Below are 20,759 nucleotides of genomic sequence, written 5' to 3' on the forward strand. Positions count from 1 at the left end.
GCCTCAGCCGCTGCGGCGCCCGATGATCGCCTATGCGCTCCGCCGGATCGCGCTCGCCGTGCCCGTGCTGTTCGGCGTGTCGGTGGTCGTGTTTCTCGTCATGGCGCTGATCCCGGGCGATCCCGCGCTCGCCATTCTCGGCGCCTTCGCGACGCCCGAGACGGTGGCGCGGCTGAACGCCGACCTCGGCCTCGACCAGCCTCTGCCGGTTCGCTACCTGATCTGGCTGAAGGGCGTGCTCACCGGCGATCTCGGCCGCTCCTACGCGCTCGACCGGCCGGTGCTCGACGAGGTGCGCGACCGTATCGGCCCGACGCTGATCCTCGCCTCCGCCGCGCTCTCGCTCAGCGTGTTCTTCGGGCTTGCGGCGGGCGTCGTCTCGGCGGTCCGCCAGAACACCGCCTTCGACGGCGCGGTGCGGCTGCTGCTCCTCGTCGGGATCTCCACCCCGTCGTTCTTCTTCGGCATCCTCGCCGCGCAGTGGCTGGGGGTGGAGCTCGGCTGGTTTCCCACCGGCGGAATGGTCTCGCTGTTCGGCGGGCGGGGGCTTTTCGACCTGCTGCACCACCTCGTCCTGCCGGCCGTCACGCTTGCGGTCGTCGCGACCGCGATCGTCGGCCGGCTCACCCGCGCCGCGATGCTCGACGTGCTGCGGCAGGACCATGTCCGCACCGCCCGCGCCAAGGGCGTCGCCGAGGACCGGGTGATCGGCGTCCATGCCCTGAAGCCCGCGCTTGTCGCGGTGGTCCCGGTCATCGGCCTGCAAGCCGGATACGTGCTGGGCGGCGCTGTCTATGTCGAGACCGTGTTCCAGTGGCCGGGCATCGGCCGGATGCTGGTCGAGGCGATCGGCCGCCGCGACGTGCTGCTCGTGCAGGGCGGCGTGCTGGTCGTGGCGACGCTCTACGTCGCGATCAACGTCGCGACCGACCTGCTGCAGGCCGCGCTTGATCCGAGGATCAAGACGTGACGGCGACGGCGATCGAAGCGCCCCGAAGCCAAGGCCGCGCCGGAGCGCTGTCGCGGCTCGTCCGCCAGCCGCTCGCGGCGGTCGGGCTCGGGATCGTCGGCATGTTCGTCGCGGCCGCGGTCCTGGCGCCGCTCCTTCCGCTCGCTGACCCCGATCTCGCCGAGCCCGCGCGACGCCTCATGCCGCCGCTCTCGGGCCATGGCCTTCTCGGGACCGACCAGCTCGGCCGCGACGTGCTCGCGCGCGTCGTCTGGGGTCTGCGCGTCAGCCTCGCGGTCGGGGCCCTGGCGACGCTCGCGGCGGCGTTCGTCGGCTCGGCGATCGGGCTTCTGGCCGCCTTCTACGGTCGTTTCGTCGACGGCGCGCTGATGCGGCTGGTCGACGTGCTGATGGCGTTTCCCTACCTGCTGCTCGCGCTCGGCGTGGTGGCGACGCTCGGGCCCGGCCTCATGAACGCCGCCATCGCGATCGCGATCGCCAACGTGCCGTTCTTCGCCCGCGCGGTCCGCGGTTCGGCGCTCGTGGTCGTGGGCCGCGACTATGTCGAGGCCGCGCGGATGGCCGGCCTCTCGGACCTGCGCATTCTCCTCGCGGAAGTGCTGCCGAACGTTTTGCCGCTGATCGTGGTGACGGCCGCCACCACCATCGGCTGGATGATCCTGGAGACCGCCGGCCTGTCGTTTCTCGGCCTCGGCGCGCAGCCGCCGCAGGCCGATCTCGGCTCGATGCTCGGCGACGGCCGCAAGACGCTCGCGGTCGCGCCGCATGTCGCGGCGGTCCCGGGCGTCGTCACCTTCCTGCTGGTCGTCGGCTTGAATCTCTTGGGCGACGGCCTGCGGGACCTGCTCGACCCGCGCATGGCCGACGGGCGGGGCGGGGCGCCGGCGGCCGCCACGGCGGTCGAGCGACCCGCCGACCGCTGCCCGTCGACGGCGACGCAGGACGCCGACCCGCTGCTTGCGGTCGAGGCTCTCACCACGGCGTTCGATCTCCCGTCGGGGCGTCACGCGGCGGTCCGCGAGGTCTCCTTCGCGCTCGAACCCGGCGGTTCTCTTGGGATCGTGGGCGAGTCCGGGTCGGGCAAGTCGGTCACGGCGCTGTCGCTCGCCCGGCTCGTCGCCTCGCCGCCGGGCGCGATCGTCGGCGGCCGCGCGGCGCTGCGGGGCGAGGACATTTTCGCGTTGTCTTTCGAAGACTTGCGGGCGGTCCGCGGGGCCCGGATCGCCTATGTGTTCCAGGATCCCTCGACCACGCTGAACCCCGTCATGGCCGTCGGCCGGCAGATCGCCGAGGCGGTCGCGGCGCATGGCGGCGTCGCCGCGAAGGCTGCGGAAGCGCGCGCGCGCGAGCTGATCGTCGAGGTCGAACTTCCTGATCCCGAACGCATTTTCTCGGCCTATCCGCACGAGCTTTCGGGCGGCCAGCGCCAGCGCGTCGGCGTCGCGATGGCGGTGGCGGCTGATCCGGAGGTTCTGATCGCCGACGAGCCGACGACCGCGCTCGACGCCACCACGCAGGCTACGGCGCTGAGATTGTTCAAGAAACTGCGGACGGAACGCGGCGCGGCGCTCGTCTTCGTCAGCCATGATTTCTCGGTGATCGAGGCGCTCTGCGAGCGGGTCGCGGTGATGTACGCCGGCGAGATCGTCGAGGAAGGGCCGACCCGCGAGGTGCTCCAAAGCCCGCGCCATCCCTACAGCGCGAGGCTTCTCGCCTGCGCGCCGAAGCTCGGCAAGCCGGACCGGGCGCTCGAGGCGATCGAGGGCGGGCCGCCGCCGATCGACGGCCGGCCGCAGGGCTGTTCGTTCGCGCCGCGCTGCCGGATCGGCGTGGCCGATTGCGCGGCCGGGCCGATCGCGCTCTCCGACCTCGGCGGCGGCCGAAAAGCCCGTTGCATCCGCGTGTTGGAGGTGGCGGATGGCCGGTATTGAGGTGGCCGCGCTGGCGGCGCAAGACGTGGCGAAGCGCTATGGCGGCCGCGCCGCGCTCGACGGCGTCTCGGTTTCGGTCGCGCGCGGCGAGGCGCTCGGCGTCGTGGGCGAGTCCGGATCCGGGAAATCGACGCTCGCCCGCGTCATGGTCGGGCTGCTGGCGCCCGACGAGGGCGCGGTCGCGGCCTCGGGCGAGACGTTCGATCCGAAGACGGCGCGCGGCCGGGCGGCCTTGCGCCGACGCGCCCAGTTCGTGTTCCAGGACGCCGCGAGCGCCTTCAACCCGCGCCGCACCATCGGCCAGAGCCTCGAGGCGCCGCTGATCGGCCTGACGAGGCTCGGCCGGGCCGACCGGCGCCGGCGGACGGCCGAGACGCTCGAGCTCGTCGGCCTTCGCGCGGAGCACGCCGAGCGTCATCCGCACGAATTTTCGGGCGGCCAGCTCCAGCGCGCCGGGATCGCCCGCGCGCTCATCGCCGAACCCGACGTCGTCGCGCTCGACGAGCCGGTCTCGGCGCTCGACGTCTCCGTGCAGGCGCAGATCCTCGCGCTGCTGAAGCGTCTTCGGGCCGAGCGCGGCCTCACCATGATCTTCGTCAGCCACGACCTCGCGGTGGTCGAAACGCTGTGCGACCGGATCGCGGTCATTAAGGCGGGACGGATCGTGGAGGAGGGCGCCTGCCGCGAGACGCTCGCCCGTCCGCGGGAGGATTACACCCGCGCGCTCGTCGCCGCGGCGGCCGGCGGCCATGGCTGAAGTCGTGGATACGCGGCTCCGCCGGGCATGACGGCGTCTCCCTTCTCGGCGGTCTTCGGCTTATAGGTCCGCCACCAGTCCACAGCACGGGAGACCGCCATGACGGCGTCGAGCGACAAGATCGAACAGGCCGCGGCGTTGCTGGCCTCCGCCCGCCCGCCCGGGGCGGCGCTGGAGATCCTGCCGGCCGAGCTCGCGCCCGCCGACGCGGCCGAGGCCTGGGCGGTCCATCAGGCGTTCGTCGCCAAAAGCGGCCCGGCGGTCGCGTGGAAGGTCGGCGCCTCCTCGCCGCAGGCCGAAATCGGCGTCGGCGAGATCGCGGCCGACACGCTTCATCAGAGCCCGGCCCGCATGCCCGCGGCCGCGCTGCGGCTCTGGGCCGTCGAGGCCGAGATCGCGGTCACGCTCGGCCGCGACCTCTGCCCGCGCGAAACGCCTTACGAGACCGAGGAGGTGCTCGCCGCCGTCGCGACATGGCATGCGGCGATCGAGGTGCTGGACACCGCCTTCGCCGAATGGCGCGGCGCGCCCTCGCTCTGGAAGGTGGCGGACCGCCAGAACCACGGCGCGCTGATCGTCGGTCCGGGAACCGAACGCCGGCCCGAGGGACCGCTCGGCGAACTGCCGGTACGCCTCAAGATCGACGGCGCGCCGGCGTTCGAACATCGCGGCGGCAACAACGCCGGCGACCCGACCTGGCTGCTGGTCGCGCTCGTCAACCGCCTCGCCAAGACCGACCGCTGGCTTAAGGCCGGCGACGTCGTCACCACCGGTTCGGCGACGCCGTTCCTTCAGGCCAAGACCGGTCAGCGCGTCGCGGCGGAGTTCGACGGCCTGGAGGCCGCGGAGCTCGTCGTCGAGGCCTGAGCGGCGCCCGCCTGCGGCCGGGCTGCGCCGCGGCGGCGGATGTCGGGCCTGAGCGAGGAGGCGGCGTCGTCGAAGCCGCCTCCGACCGTTCCCCACTGGTCGCCATAGCTGCGGCGCGTGCGCGGATCGATGATCGCGAGCGGCGTCGAGACGATCGCGCCGGCGGCCGCGCCCGCGCTCGAGGCGACGCCCGTGGTGAGTTGGCCGACGCGCTCGCCGAGGCTCAGGTCGCTGTCGGCGATCTGCTGGCCCTCGACGAGCCGCCCGCCGATCGCCTTCACCACCGCGGCGCTCGCGAACTTGCCGTGCCGCAGCTTGTCGGCGCTTTCGACGTCGGTGAGGTCGAAGGCGTCGATGTTGGCGTCGCGGAACTCCGAGGCGTAGGGCTCGGCCTTCGGGTCGATCGCCCCGAGCCGCGGCACCTTGCCGGCGAGGCGGCTCGAAACCATCAGCGCGCGGTCGTCGGTCGAGGTGAAGATCGTGAAGCGCGGCCGCGCGTTCGCAGGCCCCATCTCTCCGAGCTGCTGCTTGAACACGTCGACGTCGACGTCGGGCGCGGCCAGGATCACGTTGCTGATCTTCGGCGCGATGCGGCCGTTTCGGATCGACATCTGGCGCAGCGATTCAAGCGTCAGGAACGATCCCATCGAATGGGCGAGGATCGAGACGTCCTGGATCTCCGGGGCCTTGGCGAGCGTCTGGAGCGTCTCCTCCAGCGCGTCGCGCGAATAGTTCGTGCTCTCGCGATCGTACTGATAGGCGAAGACCGAGCCGCGCGACGGCCAGGTGAACAGCACCGGCACCGCGTCTGTCCCGCTGTCATGCACGATCTGCGCGAAGCGGTAGACCGCGTCCTCATAGGTGTTGTTGAAGCCGTGGATGAAGAGGAGGACGTGCTTGCGCCCCTTCGCCTCGCGCTTGAACCAGGCGCGGGCGCCGTCGCGCGTCACCTCGTTGGCCGCGAGTGTGGCGAACTCCTTCGACGGGTCGGGCGGCAGCTTCTTGGGCCACTGCACGTCGCCGATCTGGCGCGTCTGGTCCGGCGGGATCGAGATGCGGATGTCGGTGAGCGAGATCTTCGAGGCGCGCTCGCCCGAAAACAGCTTGCCGGGCTCGGCGGTCGCAAGCCGCGTCGTGACCGCCATCAGGTCGACGCTCGAGGCTCCCGGCGTCTGCGCGGTCACGGGCGTCAGCACGCCCTCGGGCCGCCCGCCGCAGGCGGCGAGAAACCCAGTCACGAGCAGAACTGCGCAGCGGCGACCGGTTCCTGGCAACGCCCCGATACTCCCCGACAAGCCGGCCCGCAGGGCGACGCCGACGGGGTTTCATAGCCCGGCGGGGCGGCGGCGTCGACCGTGCGAGGCTTGCGCCGGTATAGAGGTATTTCGCATCGGCAAGACGAAATGTTGCGTCGCAAAAGTCGAAGATGAACGTTAAATGAACGTCTCTACGATTTGCGGAACGAAATGTACCGCTCGCCTCAATAAGACCTGCGCTTCGTCATTGACGGATCAAATTCTGCGAATAGGTAGGATCCGGGGCTGACGAGGCGATCGTGGCTCGTAACCATCGAACTGCCTGAAACGCGACAAGGTTGATCATGAGAAAAACAAGGATCCTGCTGCTGGCGGGCACTGTGCTGCCGGCGTTCGCGATCGCCGCGCCGAGCTTCGCCGCTCCGCTCGCCTCCGATCGGCCGATGGTCGTCGCGCAGGCCGACGAGGGCGGCAAGGAGCAGCGCCGCGAGGAACGGCAGCAGCAGCGCCAGGAGCGTCAGGAGCAGCGCCAGCAGGAGCGCCAGGAGCGTCAGCAGACCCGCGAGGAGCGCCCGAGCCGCGAGGAGCGCCAGCAGGAGCGTCAGCAGACTCGCGAAGAGCGCCCGAGCCGCGAAGAACGCCAGCAGACCCGCGAGGATCGGCCGAGCCGCGAAGAGCGTCAGCAGGCCCAGGAGCGTCCGAGCCGCGAGGAGCGGCAGCAGGAGCGCCAGCAACAGCGCGAGGAGCGTCAGCAGACCCGCGAGGATCGGCCGAACCGCGAAGAACGTCAGCAGACCCGCGACGCCGAGCGCGAGCAGCGCAAGCGCGACCAGGCGGCGTCTCCCGACAAGCCCGCGTCTTCCGACAAGCCCGCGGCCGGCGGATCGCCGAGCGCGACCGGCGGCGGAGCCGGTTCGGGATCCGACGCCCGGTCCGAGGATCGCAAGGACCGCGCGCAGCAGATGCGTGAGGACCGCCAGCGCGACCGCGCCAACGACGCCAATCGCCCCAACGCCACGGGCGGCGGCGCCGGCTCCGGTCCTGGCTCCGACACGCGTTCGGAGGATCGCAAGGATCGCGCGCAGCAGATGCGCGAGGACCGCGAGCGCGAGCGCGCCAATGACGGCGGCCGCCCGGGCGCTGACCGGCCGAGCAACGACCGTCCGGCCGCCGGCGACGACCGCCGCGAAGACGCGCGCGATCGTCGCGACGACCGTCAGGAGCGCCGCGAGGACGCTCGTCAGGACAACCGCGAGGAGCGCCTGCGCGAGCGTCTGCGCGACGAGCGCCGCGACAACGAGCGTCTCGAGGACCGCGTCGACCGCCTGAAGGACCAGCGCCGCGAGACCCGCGACGGCTCCCGCATCATCATCACGGAGCCGGGCGGGCGCCGGATCATCCGCGACGGCGACCGCGTCATCATCCGCCGCGACGAGGCCGCGCGCTTCCGCTTCGGCGTGAACCCGCGCGACATCCGCGAGGAGCGCCGCGGCGGCGAGATCCGCACGGTCGTCACCCGGCCGGACGGCTCGCGCGTCGTCACCGTGACGGACGAGGACGGCCGCCTGATCCGCCGCGTCCGCGAGTATCGCGGGCAGGAATACGTGCTGATCGACAACCGCCCGCGCGGCGGCCGCGACGGGCTGTTCATCAATCTCGACATCGCCCCGCCGCGGATCTCGGTGCCGCGCGAGCGCTACATCGTGGACGCCGACGTCGCGTCCGAGCGCGACATCTCCGAGGCCTTCGACGCTCCGCCGGTCGAGCGGCTGGAGCGCAGCTACTCGCTCGACGAGATCCGTCAGAGCGCGCCGCTGCGCCAGTACGTCCGCTCGGTCGATCTCGACTCGGTGACCTTCGACACAGGCTCCTGGTACGTCCGCGACGACCAGATCTCGAAGCTCGAGAAGGTCGGCCAGGCGATGGAGGCCGCGGTCAAGAAGAACCCGCGCACGGTCTTCATGGTCGAGGGCCACACCGACGCGGTCGGCTCGGACGAGGACAACCTGTCGCTCTCCGACCGGCGCGCCGAGGCGGTCGCCGAAGTGCTCACCAAGTACTTCGACATTCCGGCCGAGAACCTGACCACGCAGGGCTATGGCGAGCAGTATCTCAAGGTCCAGACCGACGGGGCCGAAGAGCGCAACCGCCGCGTGACGGTGCGCAACATCACGACGCTGCTCTCCAGCGAGAAATAAGCCTTCCGGGCCTGTCCCCCGGAACCACGACAGACGGCGCGCGGCGCTACCGCGCGCCGTTTCTTTTTGAACGAATGGCGCCCAACCGGTTGGCGCGCCTCATTTTCGCCCTAACCTCCCTAGGGGGGCCGGTCATCGGTCCGTCACATGGAAAGAGGGGACAGGCGGATGACCGACGCGACAGGCGAACCTAAACTCGAACGGTCCGTCACTCTCTGGCAGATCACGCTCTACGGCCTCGGCTCGATGCTGGGGGCCGGCATCTACGGCCTCATCGGCCAGGCGGCCGGCCAGCTCGGCTCCGCGGTCTGGATGGCGTTCATCGTCTCGATGATCGCCGCGATGCTGACGGGCCTCTCCTACGCCAACATCGTCTCGCGCTATCCCAAGGCCGGCGGCGCGGCCTACGTCACCCAGCGCGCCTACATGATCCCGCTGCTGTCCTACGTGGTCGGCCTCACGGTCGTCTGCTCGGGCCTCACCTCGATCGCGACGCAGTCGAACGTGGTGGCGGAGTCGATCGCCAAGCTCCTCGGGCTCCAGATCCCGATCTGGATGCTGGCCATCGGCTTCCTGATCTTCATCGGCGGCATCCTGCTGCGCGGCATCAGGGAATGCATGTGGTTCAACGCGCTCTGCACGGTCATCGAGGCCTCGGGGCTTCTGATCGTGATCGCGTCGGGCGTCTCCTACTGGGGCTCGCAGAACCTGCTCGAATTCCCGCCCGAGGCCAGCCACAACGGCGAGCTCGGCACGATAGCGATCCTCATCATGCAGGGCGCGGTGCTGACCTTCTTCTCCTTCATCGGCTTCGAGGACATGCTCAACGTCGCCGAGGAGGTGAAGAACCCGAAGCGCAACATGCCGCTCGCCATCATCATCGCGATGGTGGCCGCGACCGTGATCTACATGGCGGTGGCGATCACCGCGGTCTCGGTGATGCATTATTCGGAGCTGCCGAAGGCGCTCGCGCTCGTCGCGGTCGTCGAGAAGGCCTGGCCCTGGTTCCCGCCGATCATCCTCAGCGTCATCACCATCTTCGCGGTCTCCAACACCGCTCTCGTCAACTGGGTGATGGGCTCGCGGCTGCTCTACGGCATGTCGCGCCAGGGCCTGATGCCGGAGGCGCTCGGCAAGGTGAACGCGTCGCGCAAGACGCCGCATGTCGCCATCGTCACGATCTTCGGCATCGTGGTGGTGCTGTCGCTCATCGGCGACATCAAGGCGCTCGCGGCCTCGACCGTGCTGTTGCTGCTCACCGTGTTCACCGTGGTGAACGTCGCGCTCGTGATCCTCAAACAGCGCGAGCCTGCGCCCGAAGGCACCTTCGAGGTTCCGGTGTTCATCCCGATGCTCGGCGCGCTCGTGTGCTCGGCGCTCATCGTGGTGCGGCTGTTCCAGGGCGGCGACTTCACCGCGCCCGCGATCGCCATCGGCCTTATCCTGCTCATCACCGCGCTCTATTTCGTCACGGGCGCCGGACGGGACCAGGCGCGGCTGCAGCGCTTCATCGAGCAGGAGGACGCGGCGGCGGAGGCCTGACCTGCTCTCTTCGAAAGGCGTGTGAAGCTTGAAGGTCGCTCTTGTCGTCAACTCCTCGTCCGGCTCGCTTCTCGGCAAGCCGGACGCGGCCGCCGAGCTCGAGGCCAAGCTCCGCGGAGCCGGCCTCGAGGTCGTCGCCGTGCTCGACGGCGACGCGTCCGACCTCGTTTCGCGGATGGCGCAGGCCCGCGACCTGTCCGTCGACGCGATCGTGACCGCGGGCGGCGACGGCACCATCGCCACCGCCGCCGAAGCGCTGCTCGGCTCCGACAAGGCGCTCGCGCCGCTGCCGCTCGGCACCATGAACCTTCTGGCGAAGGATCTCGGGATCCCGGTCGATCTCGACGCCGCGATCGCGGTCTTCGCGGACGCCGAGACGACCGAGATCGACGTCGGCGACGTCAACGGCCACAAGTTCCTGTGCAACTCGATGCTGGGCGTGCCGGCGCGCCTTGCGGAGCGCCGCGAGCGCAATCGACTTCACATGGGCGTCGTCGGCTGGTGGCGACATGTGATCGCCGGACTAAAATCGATGTATCGCTATCCGGCGATGCGGATCGGCCTCGACCTCGGCGACGGGCCGGTGACGATCCGCTCCAAGGCCGTCGTGGTGGCCGACAACGCCTATGACGAAGGGTTCGGACACGTGCTGACCCGCTCGCGCCTCGACCGGGGCGAACTGACCCTCTACGCGACGCGTCGCCTCAGCGCCTGGCCGCTGGTGCGCCTGTCGATCCGCATGGCGCTCGGCCGCTGGACCGACGACGTCGATCTCGAGACCCACCACGTGAAGGAGCTGACGGTGACGAGCCGCAGGCGACTGCTCAGGGTGATGAACGACGGCGAGACGCGCCTCATCGCACCGCCGCTGAAATATAGAATTCTCCCCAAGGCGCTGAAGGTGCTGCGGCCGAAATCCGCCGCGCCCGCGCCGGAGCTGGAGAGCGCGGCGTGAGCGGGACGGAACATCCGGGGAGGGGAGCGCACGCCTCCTCCACCATCGCTGTCGCGATGGTCCCCCTTCTCCGCTCCGCGAAGGAGGATCAAGAGGGCGAGACGCGGCTCCAGCGGATCCTCCCCTGCCGCAGGCGGGGGAGGGGCGCCGCGAAGCGGCGAAGGGGGCCGGCGCCGCGCCTTTCCGATCGCGCGTCGATCGCCGGGGTTTCGGCGTGACCCGCCTCGTCCACCTCTCCGACCTGCATTTCGACCGCGTCGATCCCGTCATCGTCGAGGCGCTGAAGCAGGAGATCAACGACGATCCGCCGGATCTCGTGGTGGTCTCGGGCGATCTCACTCAGCGCGCCCATCGCAACGAATACCGACGCGGCGCGGAGTTCCTGCAGAGCCTCCACGCGCCGGTGCTCGCGGTGCCGGGCAATCACGACATCTCCTACATCCACCTGCTGCAGCGCTTCGTCGATCCGTTCCGGCGCTGGCGGCGCTATGTCAGCCGCGACCTCGAGCCGACCTGGACCGACGACACCGTGGCGGTGCTCGGCCTCAACACCGCGCGGCGCATGGCGTTCTCGCTCGACTGGTCGAACGGGCGCTTCAGCCTGCCGCAGCTGATGCGCTTCAAGCGCCGCGTCGAGGCGCTGCCCAAGAACCTGTTCCGGATCGTGGTCGCGCATCACGCGCTGCATCCGCCCGACGCCGAGCCCGAGCTCGACATCGTGGGGCGCGCCACTCACGCGCTCGAGACCTTTCGCGGCCTCGGCGTCGGCCTCGTGCTCGCCGGCCATCACCACCGCGGCTACCTCACCAACCACGAGCCGCTGGGCGAGGACATGCCGGTGCTCACCGTGGCGCAGGTCTCCACCGCGACCTCGACGCGGCTTCGCGGCGAGCCCAACGCCTATCACCGCATCGAGGTCGACCGGTCGGGCCTCGTCGACATCCTGGTGCGGGCCTGGGACGGCCATGGCTGGCGCGACGTTCCGGCCCGCGAGCAGGGCTGCGCGCGCCGCAAGCCGCCGCTGCCCGAGCCGACGCTCGTGCGCGAGGCCTTCGTGCAGCCGCGCGTCGCCGAGCTCGCCCGCCGCAGCAACGCGCCCGCGGGGCTCGGCTGAACGGCCTGCGCCGTCAAAGAGGAGAACCGCCGCCCGTGATCTCGCGCCGAGCCGCCACGGTCCGCATCGCCGCCGCGGCGACGCTGGCGTTCCCCGCCACGAAGCTCGCCGCCGCGCCGGCGCCGATCCCGGTGCTCGAAGGCGCTGTGTCGGCGAAGAACGCTCAAGGCGTCTTCGAGCGGGTCGCAGGCTTTTCCGACAAGATCATCGGGCTGAAGGCGACGCTCGATCCCGCCGCCGGCCTCGTAGCCGACAGGCTGCCGGACGAGGCGCTCGTCGTGTTTCTGTCGAGCACGGCGACAGGCCGCTCGGACGCGCAGAAATACCAGCTGTCCTTTGCGGGCGGCTTCGTCGAGGGCCGCGGCTTCGTCCGGCTCAACGGGTTCTTTCTCGTCAAATACGCCGGCATGGGGCAGGGGATTCTGGCCTACCAGCTGGAGCCGGTGAAGGAGAGCGAGGTCCTGCTCTCCGGCGCCAGGCTGAAGACGGTCCGGCTGCGCTGAGGCCGTTGTCTCCGGTAGCAATCTTTCCTACTTTTCAGGAAGGAGGCCTCACCGATGGCGAATGTCGAGAAGCTCAGCGTCGCTCTCACGCCCGAGATGGCCGCGATGCTGCGCGAGGCGGTGGCGTCTGGGGAATATGCGTCAGCCAGCGAGGTGATGCGGGAGGCGCTGCGAGACTGGAAGGCCCAGCGGGCTGAGCGCGAGAAGGCGATCGAAGAGATCGGCCGCCTGTGGGACGTCGGCGTTTCGAGCGGACCCACGACGGACGGCGACGAGGCTTTCGACCGTGTCAGACGCGCTTTGACCTTGAAGGCGTAGGACGCAGCCGCGCGATGACGCTTCGCCTTCGACCTGAGGCCGAGGCCGACATCCTGAGGATCGCTCGCCACATCGCCGCCGACGATCCGAGGGCCGCGCTGAACTGGATCGACGCGGTCCAGCACCGATGCCGGGCGCTCAGCCAAAATCCCGGGATGGGCGTCTCCAGGCCGGACGTGCGGCCTGAGCTGCGCATGTTTCCGTTGGGAAACTACCTGATCCTCTATCGCGGGATCGAGGGCGGCGCGGAGATCGTCCGCGTCGTCCATGGGGCGCGGCGATGGCAGGATCTGCTCTAACGGCTCAGCCGATCTTCGACATGCAGACGCTGCCGACGCCGCCCATGCCGATCGAGCGCGCCGCGCCCTTGGAGAGATCGAGGAACCGTCCGCGGATGAACGGGCCGCGGTCGTTGATGCGCACCACCACGCTCTTGCCGGTCCTCGAATTGCTGACGCGGATCTTGGTGCCGAACGGCAAGCTGCGATGGGCGGCGGTCAGCGCGTAGGGCTGCATGCGCTCGCCGCTCGCGGTCTTGGAATGCAGCGCGTACCAGGAGGCCTTGCCGCACTGGGCGGAGGCGGGCGCTGCGGCCGAAACGCAGGCGAGCGCGGTCACGCCGGCGAGCGCCAGCATGGCGGATTTACTCATAGGATCTAATTCCCCGTTGGAAAGTCTATGTCCGGAGGAGTAGCGGTCGAATGTGAGCCTCGCGTGAGCACTATGAGGCCATTGTGCGGCGCAGCGATTGGTTCCGCTCAGGCGAGATTTTTTTGATCAGCCGCCGGAAGGCCGTTGTTCTGAGATGTCTGTCTTTATTGCTTGACCGTATACGAAATATTCATATTTCAGTCTCCGCAGGACGAAGGTCCGCAGTTCCGCGACGCGACAAAGCTTTCGGCGCCTGACGGCCGCAAGCCGTCCCGGCGTCCTGCGCGCCTTTCTGCGCTTCACTCAATGCATTCTATGTATTATGTATACATATTGACGGCGCTCGGGGCGCCGACAGTTCGAACGAGAGAGCCCAGATGCGCCGCGCCGCCGACGTCACCCGCCGTTTTGTCCTGCTGGCGGCGGGGGCCGCCTTCGTGGTTCCGGCGCTTCTTCACGCGCCCGAGGCGTTCGGCGAGGCCCCGAAGACCGTGCGGATCGGGTTTCAGCGCTCGTCGACGCTGATGAGCCTGCTCAAGGCCGACGGCTCGCTCGAAAAGGCGCTGGGCGAGCGCGGCGTCGCGGTCACCTGGCACGAATTCACCAGCGGCCTGCCGATGCTGGAGGCGCTCAACGTCGGCGCGATCGACTTCAGCGCGGACGTCGCCGACACGGTGCCGGTGTTCGCCCAGGCCGCCGGCGCGAAGATCGTCTATGTGGCCGAAGAGGCGGCCTCGCCGTCCGCGCAGGCGATCCTTGTGCCGGCCTCGTCGAGCGTCGCTTCGGTGGCTGACCTCAAGGGCAAGAAGATCGCGGTCACCAAGGGCGCAGGCAGCCATTACCTGCTGCTCGCGGCGCTCGCCAAGGCCGGCCTCTCGATCAAGGACGTGACGCCGGCCTATCTCACCCCCGCCGACGGGCGCGCGGCGCTCGTCGCCGGCAAGGTCGACGCGGTGGTGATCTGGGATCCGTTCATCGCCAGCATCCAGGCGCAGACCGACGCGCGCGTCCTCGCCGACGGGACCGGGCTTTCCGGCTACAAGCGCTATTATCTCGCGACCCGCGACTTCGCCGATCGCGGCGGCGAGGCGCTCGGCCTCATCGTCGGCCGCCTGAAGGCCGCGGGCGAGCAGCTCAAGGCCGATCCGCGCGCAGGCGCCGAGAAGCTCACCGGCCTCTGGGCCATGGACGCGGCCAGCATCGAGAAGGCGAACGGCCGGCGGTCCTACAAGATCGGCGCCGTGACGCGCGAGGGGCTCTCCGAGCAGCAGAAGATCGCCGACGCCTTCTTCGGCGAGGGCCTGTTCCCCCGCAAGGTCGTGACCTCTGAACTGGCGATCTGGACGCCGCCGAGCCAGTAGCTCGATCCTGCCGGCGCTTGCGCCCGGCGACGCGTCGTGCGAGCAACCCCGAACGCCTGACATCCCGCGCCGGCGCGGCCGAACGCGCGCGCAAGCGCGGCTCGGCGCAAGCGTCGCGACGGCCAGCTCTTCCGACGTCTCGCCGGGGGCTGCGGAGACGGCGTCCTGAAAGCACGCAAGACCGTCGCCGCTGGCAGATCCCTCAGATGACCGAAGTCGCTTCCCCGTCCGCCCCGTCTCCGCTGTCGCGCGAGGTCGAACGCCGCCGCACCTTCGCGATCATCTCGCATCCTGACGCCGGCAAGACGACGCTGACCGAGAAGCTCCTGATGTTCGGCGGGGCGATCCAGCTCGCCGGCCAGGTGAAGGCCAAGGGCGAGCGCCGCCGCACGCGCTCCGACTGGATGGCGATCGAGCGCGACCGCGGCATCTCGGTCGTCACCTCGGTGATGACCTTCGAGTACCGCGACTGCGTGTTCAACCTGCTCGACACGCCGGGCCACGAGGACTTCTCGGAAGACACCTACCGCACCCTCACCGCGGTCGATTCCGCCGTGATGGTCATCGACGCCGCCAAGGGCATCGAGGAGCGCACCCGAAAGCTGTTCGAGGTCTGCCGCCTGCGCGACATCCCGATCGTGACCTTCGTCAACAAGATGGACCGCGAGAGCCGCGACCCGTTCGAGATTCTGGACGAGATCGAGCAGACGCTCGCGCTCGACGTCGCGCCGCTCACCTGGCCGATCGGCCGCGGCAAGGAGTTCGCCGGCACCTTCGAGCTGAAGACCGGCCGCATCCGCCTCGTCGACGGCGGCGACGAGAGCGCGGGCGAGGGCCTGGGCGCGCTGAAGGGGCTGGTGAACGAGCACCGGCTCGCGGAGGTCACCGACGAGCTCGAACTCGCGCAGGGCGCGCTGAAGGCCTTCGAGATGGCCTCGTTCCGCGAGGGCCACCTGACGCCGGTGCTGTTCGGCTCGGCGCTCCGGAACTTCGGCGTCCGCGACCTGCTGGACGCGCTCGCCGATCTCGCGCCGTCGCCGCAGGGTCTCGACGCCGACAAGCGAGCGGTCGCGCCGGAAGAGCCGCGCATGACCGCCTTCGTGTTCAAGGTCCAGGCCAACATGGACCCTAACCACCGCGACCGCATCGCCTTCGTGCGGCTCATTTCGGGCAAGCTCACGCGCGGCATGAAGGCCAGGCAGACCCGCACCCAGAAGATGATCGGCCTTCATGCGCCGCAGTTCTTCTTCGCGCAGGACCGCCAGCTCGCCGAGGAGGCCTACGCCGGCGACGTGGTCGGCATCCCGAACCACGGCGCGCTTCGCATCGGCGACACGCTGACCGAGGGCGAGGACATCAGCTTCCTCGGCGTGCCGAGCTTCGCGCCCGAGATCCTGCGCCGCGTGCGGCTCGAGGACGCGATGAAGGCCAAGAAGCTCAAGTCCGCGCTGCAGGAGCTCGCGGAGGAGGGGGTGGTGCAGGTGTTCCGCCCGTTCGACGGCTCGCCCGCCCTCGTCGGCGTCGTCGGCGCGCTGCAGCTCGACGTGCTGACGGGGCGCCTCCTGGCGGAATACGGCCTCGAGGTCGGCTTCGAGCAGAGCCAGTACTCGATCGCGCGCTGGATTACGGCGCCGGACCGCAAGACGCTCGAGGATTTCCTCGCCGCCAACCGCTCGAGCCTCGCCGAGGACCTCGACGGCGATCCGGTGCTGCTGGCGGGCTCCGCGTTCCAGATGGGACGCGCCAAGGAGCGCTGGGAGACCGTCGAGTTCACCGACGTGAAGGACGTGCGCAAGCAGGCGGCCTGAGGGCGCTCTTTCTCGTCTCAGTCGTCTCGACGGTCCTCATGCTGAGGAACCCTCAAAGCGGGCGTCTCGAAGCACGCAGTCCGTCTCCGTCGCATCGCGGTTGAAGCGAACTGCGTGCTTCGAGACGGCTGCTTCGCAGCCTCCTCAGCATGAGGAAGGCTGGAGTCGGAGTTCTGATCGGTCGCCGCCTTTTCTCTTTCAGCAACAGCCGGTCGGCCTCTTTCCAATCGCCTCGACGGCCCTCATGCTGAGGAGCCCGCAAAGCGGGCGTCTCGAAGCACGCAGTCCGTCTCCGCTCATGGACGCCTGGATCTACATCCTCCGCTGCTCCGACGGCTCCTACTATGTGGGCTCCACCCGCGGCGCGCTTGAGAAGCGTCTCGCCGAGCACCAGAGCGGCGCTTTCGGCGGCTACACCGCCGCGCGGCTGCCGGTGGCGCTGGTCTTCTCCGAGCGTTTCGTCCGCGTCGAGGACGCGATCGCGGCCGAGCGCCAGATCAAGGGATGGTCGCGCGCCAAGAAGGAAGCTTTGATCGCCGGACGTCTGGATCTGTTGCCGAGGCTGGCCGCGCGAACGCGCAGCTGAGGCGCACTGCGCGCTTCGAGACGGTCCTTCGGACCTCCTCAGCATGAGGTTCGTCGAGATGCATTCTGCGACTACGGCCTCTCGACGATCCTCATGCTGAGGAGCCCGCCGCAAGGCGGGCGTCTCGAAGCACGCGATCCGTCTCAGCCCCGCCTCACGCCGGCTCGCGCTCGCGCTCCTTGATCCCCTCGAAGCAGGGGCGCCGCCTCGAGAGCTCCTGGCCGACATGGTCCATGAACGCCCGGATGCGCGCGCTCGAGCGCAGGTCGGGATGGGTGAGGATCCACAGGCCCGGCGGCTGCTGGCCGGGCGGATCGTAGAGCCGCACCAGGCTCGGGAAGCGGTGGGCGATGTAGCAGGGCAGCGGCCCGACGCCGATGCCGGCCGCGATCGCCTCGGCCATGCCGAGCACCGTGTTCAGGCGGTAGACCATCTTGTGCTCGCCCACCACGTCGCGGAGCCAGCGCTGCAGCGCCGCCAGCATGTCGCCAGGGCCGATCCAGGGCAGGTGGTCGAGCGCCTCGATGCTGTCGACCTCCTTCAGCGGCGCGAGGCCGTAGACCGCCCAGTAGATCGAGGCGAGGCGCCGGCCAACCAGCGTCTCGGGCGGCGAGGAGGTGACGCGCAGCGCGATGTCGGCGTCGCGCTTGGAGAGGTTCAGCACCGCGTTGCCCACCACCACGTCGAGCGTGATCTCGGGATAGGCGCGGCGGAAGCTCGCGAACACGTCGGTCAGGCCGTGGATCAGCAGGCCGTCGTTGGTGGTGACGCGCAGCTCGCCGGTCGGCGCGAGGTCCTGGCCGAGCACCCGGCGCTCGAACGACACGATGTCGTTCGCCATCCGGTCGGCGATCGCCGACATCTCGTCGCCGGCCGGCGTCAGGCCGTAGCCGGCGCGGCCGCGCTCGAACAGGCGCGCGCCGAGCCGTTCCTCGAGCGCCCCGAGGCGCCGGAACACGGTCGAGGCGTTGACGCCGAGCATCTCGGCGGCCCCGGCGAGCGACCTCCGCTCGGAGATCGCCTTCACCAGCCGGAAATCATCCCATTGAAGCATCGAGCAAGCCGTTTTGTGAGAAGTCGTCTTGCGTCCCCGCAAGCCACATAGCCGATTGTTCGGCACAAGTCATGCAGAGGCGGCGGGCTTTGGAAACAACAATCGCTGATAGACGAGGCCGACCCCGATCAGCACGCCGCCGAGGCCGATGAAGGAGACCGCGCGCCAGACGCCGCCGAGGCCCGCGAGGTCGAGCAGGAATACCTTCAGCACGACCAGAACGGCGATGAGCGCCGAGGCGAGCCGCAGCGTCTGCGAGCGCCGCACGACGCCGACCGTCAGAAGCGCGAGCGCGAAGACGAGCCAGACGGCGGAATAGACGTACCATTCGGCGTCGCTCTCGAACGGGCCGTCGAGCTCGGGGCCCGCGAAGGCGCGGCGCACGAAGAGCGTGAGGAACGCGAAGGCGAGCGCGAGCGCCGCGCCGCCGAGCGCCCGCCGCAGCCAGACCGGGCGGCCCTCGCCGGCGAAGCGCGCCGCCGCGAAGGCTGCGAGCGCCGGCAGCAGGTAGCCGGGGATCAGCGCGTTGAAGACCGCGCCGCCCTCGACCGGCTCTCCGGTGAAGAACGGGTTCGAGACGAGCAGCAGGCCGACGACCGAGATGATGGCGCCGAGACCGCCCGCGATCACCGCGCCCCAGTTCAGCACGGGGGAAGCGCGGCCGAGCGACAGTTTTCCGGCGGCCGCCGACAGCGCGAAGGCGACGGTCGCGTCGAGGCCCGCCTCCAGGATCCCGACGCCCGGCGTCGCGACCTCGCCGCCGGTGGCGAAATGGCGCGCCTGCATGAAGCTCAAGAGCAGCGCGAACACGAGGCTGAGGCCTTCGAGCGCCTGCGAGGGAAGGGGTTGGCCGGCCTTGGCGAAGGCGCGCGCGCCGATCCAGAACGCGACCATGGGCGCGCCGTAGCCCCAGAGCAGAGCGTTGAACAGCGGCGTCGTCCCGAGGTCGTCGCCGACGATTCGCGGGTCGACGCCGATGCGGACCAGCACGATCGCGGCCGCGACGATCGCGAGCCAGCCGAGCGCGCGGATGTTCCGGCGCGCCGCCACGAGGCCGAGCGCCATGGCGAGGAACGACAGCGCGACGGTGAGCCCGCCGTCGCGCATCGCCATGGCGAGCGCAAGGCCAAGCGCGGCGGAGGCGCCCGTGGCGTAGGCCGCGGTCGCGGCGGGGCTCGCGGCGCCGGAGGGCTCGCGGCGGGCGGCGTCTTCGGTGAGCGCGGCGAGCGCGGCTGCGACCAGCACCGCGATCGCCGCGAAGCGCAGGTCCGGCGCGAATTCGGCGACACGCCAGTAGGCGCTCGCGATGAGGAGCAGCGGCGCGGCCGCGGCGGCGGCGGCCAGCAGGCCGCTTCGCCACGCCGGGCTTGCGGAGGCGATGCGGGCCGCGAACGCGCCGGCCGCGAGGAACGCCGCGCCGAGGACGCCGCAAAAGGCGAGGAAGCCGCCGAGCCCGTCGCTGCGCGGCGTCTCGCCGGGGGCGGGAAGGCTCGTGGCCTCGGCCATGGCGGTGAGCGCGCCGTCGTCGAAGGAGAGCGTGACGAGCGCCGCGAGGACCGCGCCGACGGGGGCGAGCGGCGAAAGGCCCGGCGCCCAGGCCGCGAGGCCCAGCAGCGCCAGCATCACCGCGCCGGTCGCCGCGAGCGTGGCGGCGCCGAAGCCGTCGATCGCGGGCGCTGCGGTCGCGAGCAGCGCGAACAGGGCGATCAGGGGCCCGCTGATCCAGTCCGGCGCCGCGGCTTCGGGCGCCTTGGCGGAAAGGCCCGAATGCATCGCGGCGGCGAGCGCGATGAGCCCCACCACGTAAGCCAGCAGCGGCCCCGAACCGGCGGCGAGGCCGCCGAGAACCGCAAGCGCCCCCCAGGCGAAGGCCGCGATCCCCGCCGCGAGCGCGAGCGGCGGCCAGTTCCGCATCCGCGCGACCGCGAAGGCGGCGGCCGTCGGCGCGAGGAGATAGGCGAAAAGCGCGATCGCGTTGGGCTCGTCGGAGGAGACCAGGAGAGGGGTGGCGTAGGCGCCGATGAGGCCCGCCGCGCCGAGCACCGGCCCGTGCAGCACGGCCGCGACGAGCGTCGCGACCGCCACGATCCCGAGCGCGAGGAAGGCGGCGGCCGGCGGCAGGAAGCCGTAGAGCGCATAGGCCGCGTAGACGGTCGCGAAGGCGCTGGTCGCGCCGGCCGAGGTGACGACGGCGGGAATGTCGATGGCCTTGCGGGGGCCGGAGCCTTCCGCGCGGCGAAGCCGTTCGCCAAGCGCCAGCAGCCCGGCCGAGAACAGCGCCCCGAGCGTGATCCGCGCCGCGGGGCCTATCAGCCCCTGTTCGATCGAATAGCGGACGAGGAAGATGCCGCCGAGCGCGAGCGCGAGCCCGCCGACGATCACGCTCCAGCGCGCGCCGACGAGCTCCTCCAGCGAGCGCCCGGGTTTTTGCGGCGCAGGTTTGGGAGGCGCAGGCTTGGGCGCCGGGGGCGTGGGAGCGGACATGCGCGGCGGCGACGCGGCGGCGGCGGGCGCGGGCGGCGCCTGCGCGGTCGCCGGGGCCGGCTGCGGCGCCTGCGACGGGAGGGGTGACGGCTCGGCCGCGGCTTTGCGGGCGAAGGCGCTTTCGAGGGCTGCGAGGCGCCGTTCGAGCGTGTCGATCCGCCGGCGGGCCGAAAGGCCGAGCGTCAGCCCCGCGATCGCCATGACGGGCACGGCGAGCACCAGCAGGATCAGCAGCCCGAATTCGTCCAAAGCCGCCGCCCCCCGATGCCGCGAGGGCGCGACGTTAGGGCGCCGCGTTCGGGAGAGGAAGCCGACGAAGGAGTTGGAGCGGTCGAAAGGAACTGCGTGCTTCGAGACGCGGCCGAAAGGCCGCTCCTCAGCATGAGGACCGTCGTGAAAGTCTG

The 20,759-nt window shown here is 70.4% G+C and carries 18 protein-coding genes; 14 read left to right on the forward strand and 4 right to left on the reverse strand.

What is annotated here, in order from left to right; all coding sequences use genetic code 11:
- The first annotated feature begins 22 nt into the window (after positions 1-22).
- The 4 genes from ACFOWB_RS06085 (at position 23) to ACFOWB_RS06100 (ending at position 4,525) form a co-directional block, all read left to right on the forward strand.
- Positions 23-970: an ABC transporter permease gene (locus ACFOWB_RS06085; protein ID WP_261404147.1), complete on the forward strand. Its 948-nt coding sequence runs from the start codon at positions 23-25 to the stop codon at positions 968-970.
- A complete protein-coding gene (locus ACFOWB_RS06090; RefSeq protein ID WP_261404146.1) occupies positions 967-2,901 on the forward strand; it encodes a dipeptide/oligopeptide/nickel ABC transporter permease/ATP-binding protein in 1,935 nt (644 codons plus the stop codon). The genes ACFOWB_RS06085 and ACFOWB_RS06090 overlap by 4 nt, the downstream gene beginning before the upstream one ends.
- Positions 2,888-3,658, forward strand: a complete 771-nt coding sequence (locus ACFOWB_RS06095) for an ABC transporter ATP-binding protein (protein WP_261404145.1) — start codon at positions 2,888-2,890, stop codon at positions 3,656-3,658. Before ACFOWB_RS06090 ends, ACFOWB_RS06095 begins: the two co-directional genes overlap by 14 nt.
- 99 nt (positions 3,659-3,757) lie before the next feature.
- Positions 3,758-4,525, forward strand: a complete 768-nt coding sequence (locus ACFOWB_RS06100; protein ID WP_261404144.1) for a 2-keto-4-pentenoate hydratase — start codon at positions 3,758-3,760, stop codon at positions 4,523-4,525.
- Here the strand turns inward: ACFOWB_RS06100 and ACFOWB_RS06105 are convergent.
- Complete coding sequence (locus tag ACFOWB_RS06105; RefSeq protein ID WP_261404143.1) at positions 4,465-5,763, reverse strand: alpha/beta hydrolase; 1,299 nt, start codon at positions 5,761-5,763, stop codon at positions 4,465-4,467. The genes ACFOWB_RS06100 and ACFOWB_RS06105 overlap by 61 nt on opposite strands.
- 362 nt (positions 5,764-6,125) lie before the next feature.
- On the opposite strand from ACFOWB_RS06105, the gene ACFOWB_RS06110 reads away from it, so the two are divergent.
- The 7 genes from ACFOWB_RS06110 to ACFOWB_RS06140 all read left to right on the forward strand — a co-directional run bounded on the left by ACFOWB_RS06110 (position 6,126) and on the right by ACFOWB_RS06140 (position 12,710).
- A complete protein-coding gene (locus tag ACFOWB_RS06110) occupies positions 6,126-7,979 on the forward strand; it encodes an OmpA family protein (RefSeq protein ID WP_378146240.1) in 1,854 nt (617 codons plus the stop codon).
- A 168-nt stretch (positions 7,980-8,147) separates the two neighbouring features.
- Positions 8,148-9,521, forward strand: coding sequence for an APC family permease (locus tag ACFOWB_RS06115; protein ID WP_261404141.1), 1,374 nt, complete (start codon positions 8,148-8,150; stop codon positions 9,519-9,521).
- 28 nt (positions 9,522-9,549) lie between these two features.
- On the forward strand, positions 9,550-10,476 hold the full coding sequence (locus tag ACFOWB_RS06120) for a diacylglycerol/lipid kinase family protein (RefSeq protein WP_378146243.1): 927 nt from the start codon (positions 9,550-9,552) through the stop codon (positions 10,474-10,476).
- Positions 10,477-10,690: 214 nt separating this feature from the next.
- Positions 10,691-11,590: a metallophosphoesterase family protein gene (locus ACFOWB_RS06125; RefSeq protein WP_378146245.1), complete on the forward strand. Its 900-nt coding sequence runs from the start codon at positions 10,691-10,693 to the stop codon at positions 11,588-11,590.
- A 35-nt stretch (positions 11,591-11,625) separates the two neighbouring features.
- Positions 11,626-12,093 (forward strand): hypothetical protein, encoded by a 468-nt coding sequence (locus ACFOWB_RS06130; RefSeq protein WP_261404135.1) that lies wholly within the window; start codon positions 11,626-11,628, stop codon positions 12,091-12,093.
- 54 nt (positions 12,094-12,147) lie between these two features.
- Entirely contained in the window at positions 12,148-12,411 is a 264-nt protein-coding gene (locus tag ACFOWB_RS06135) for a type II toxin-antitoxin system ParD family antitoxin (RefSeq protein WP_378146247.1), read from the forward strand.
- A gap of 14 nt (positions 12,412-12,425) precedes the next feature.
- Positions 12,426-12,710, forward strand: coding sequence for a type II toxin-antitoxin system RelE/ParE family toxin (locus ACFOWB_RS06140; protein ID WP_261404133.1), 285 nt, complete (start codon positions 12,426-12,428; stop codon positions 12,708-12,710).
- Positions 12,711-12,714: 4 nt separating this feature from the next.
- On the opposite strand, the gene ACFOWB_RS06145 is transcribed toward ACFOWB_RS06140, so the two are convergent.
- The gene (locus ACFOWB_RS06145) at positions 12,715-13,062 is read right to left on the reverse strand and encodes a septal ring lytic transglycosylase RlpA family protein (RefSeq protein ID WP_378146250.1); all 348 of its coding nucleotides are present in this window, start codon (positions 13,060-13,062) and stop codon (positions 12,715-12,717) included.
- A 377-nt stretch (positions 13,063-13,439) separates the two neighbouring features.
- Between ACFOWB_RS06145 and ACFOWB_RS06150 the strand changes: the two genes are divergently transcribed.
- The 3 genes from ACFOWB_RS06150 to ACFOWB_RS06160 all read left to right on the forward strand — a co-directional run bounded on the left by ACFOWB_RS06150 (position 13,440) and on the right by ACFOWB_RS06160 (position 16,817).
- Complete coding sequence (locus ACFOWB_RS06150; RefSeq protein WP_261404131.1) at positions 13,440-14,423, forward strand: aliphatic sulfonate ABC transporter substrate-binding protein; 984 nt, start codon at positions 13,440-13,442, stop codon at positions 14,421-14,423.
- A gap of 206 nt (positions 14,424-14,629) precedes the next feature.
- Positions 14,630-16,231: a peptide chain release factor 3 gene (locus ACFOWB_RS06155; protein WP_378146253.1), complete on the forward strand. Its 1,602-nt coding sequence runs from the start codon at positions 14,630-14,632 to the stop codon at positions 16,229-16,231.
- A gap of 298 nt (positions 16,232-16,529) precedes the next feature.
- On the forward strand, positions 16,530-16,817 hold the full coding sequence (locus ACFOWB_RS06160; protein WP_261404130.1) for a GIY-YIG nuclease family protein: 288 nt from the start codon (positions 16,530-16,532) through the stop codon (positions 16,815-16,817).
- Between the two features lie 154 nt (positions 16,818-16,971).
- Here ACFOWB_RS06160 and ACFOWB_RS06165 read toward each other — a convergent pair whose 3' ends face one another.
- Positions 16,972-17,871 (reverse strand): LysR family transcriptional regulator, encoded by a 900-nt coding sequence (locus ACFOWB_RS06165; RefSeq protein ID WP_378146255.1) that lies wholly within the window; start codon positions 17,869-17,871, stop codon positions 16,972-16,974.
- Positions 17,872-17,940: 69 nt separating this feature from the next.
- Positions 17,941-20,604 (reverse strand): DUF2339 domain-containing protein, encoded by a 2,664-nt coding sequence (locus tag ACFOWB_RS06170; RefSeq protein WP_378146257.1) that lies wholly within the window; start codon positions 20,602-20,604, stop codon positions 17,941-17,943.
- Positions 20,605-20,759: the final 155 nt, after the last annotated feature.

The organism is Chenggangzhangella methanolivorans (genome assembly GCF_042648545.1).
In the GTDB taxonomy this organism is placed as follows: domain Bacteria; phylum Pseudomonadota; class Alphaproteobacteria; order Rhizobiales; family Methylopilaceae; genus Methylopila; species Methylopila methanolivorans.

What these genes read in the sequence shown, in the direction of transcription:
- ACFOWB_RS06115 (WP_261404141.1), top strand. Translation starts at nt 8,148, where the DNA reads ATGACCGACGCGACAGGCGAACCTAAACTCGAACGGTCCGTCACTCTC.
- ACFOWB_RS06110 (WP_378146240.1), top strand. Translation starts at nt 6,126, where the DNA reads ATGAGAAAAACAAGGATCCTGCTGCTGGCGGGCACTGTGCTGCCGGCG.
- ACFOWB_RS06100 (WP_261404144.1), top strand. Translation starts at nt 3,758, where the DNA reads ATGACGGCGTCGAGCGACAAGATCGAACAGGCCGCGGCGTTGCTGGCC.
- ACFOWB_RS06165 (WP_378146255.1), bottom strand. Translation starts at nt 17,871, where the DNA reads ATGCTTCAATGGGATGATTTCCGGCTGGTGAAGGCGATCTCCGAGCGG.
- ACFOWB_RS06145 (WP_378146250.1), bottom strand. Translation starts at nt 13,062, where the DNA reads ATGAGTAAATCCGCCATGCTGGCGCTCGCCGGCGTGACCGCGCTCGCC.
- ACFOWB_RS06135 (WP_378146247.1), top strand. Translation starts at nt 12,148, where the DNA reads ATGGCGAATGTCGAGAAGCTCAGCGTCGCTCTCACGCCCGAGATGGCC.
- ACFOWB_RS06085 (WP_261404147.1), top strand. Translation starts at nt 23, where the DNA reads ATGATCGCCTATGCGCTCCGCCGGATCGCGCTCGCCGTGCCCGTGCTG.
- ACFOWB_RS06140 (WP_261404133.1), top strand. Translation starts at nt 12,426, where the DNA reads ATGACGCTTCGCCTTCGACCTGAGGCCGAGGCCGACATCCTGAGGATC.
- ACFOWB_RS06095 (WP_261404145.1), top strand. Translation starts at nt 2,888, where the DNA reads ATGGCCGGTATTGAGGTGGCCGCGCTGGCGGCGCAAGACGTGGCGAAG.
- ACFOWB_RS06160 (WP_261404130.1), top strand. Translation starts at nt 16,530, where the DNA reads ATGGACGCCTGGATCTACATCCTCCGCTGCTCCGACGGCTCCTACTAT.
- ACFOWB_RS06155 (WP_378146253.1), top strand. Translation starts at nt 14,630, where the DNA reads ATGACCGAAGTCGCTTCCCCGTCCGCCCCGTCTCCGCTGTCGCGCGAG.
- ACFOWB_RS06150 (WP_261404131.1), top strand. Translation starts at nt 13,440, where the DNA reads ATGCGCCGCGCCGCCGACGTCACCCGCCGTTTTGTCCTGCTGGCGGCG.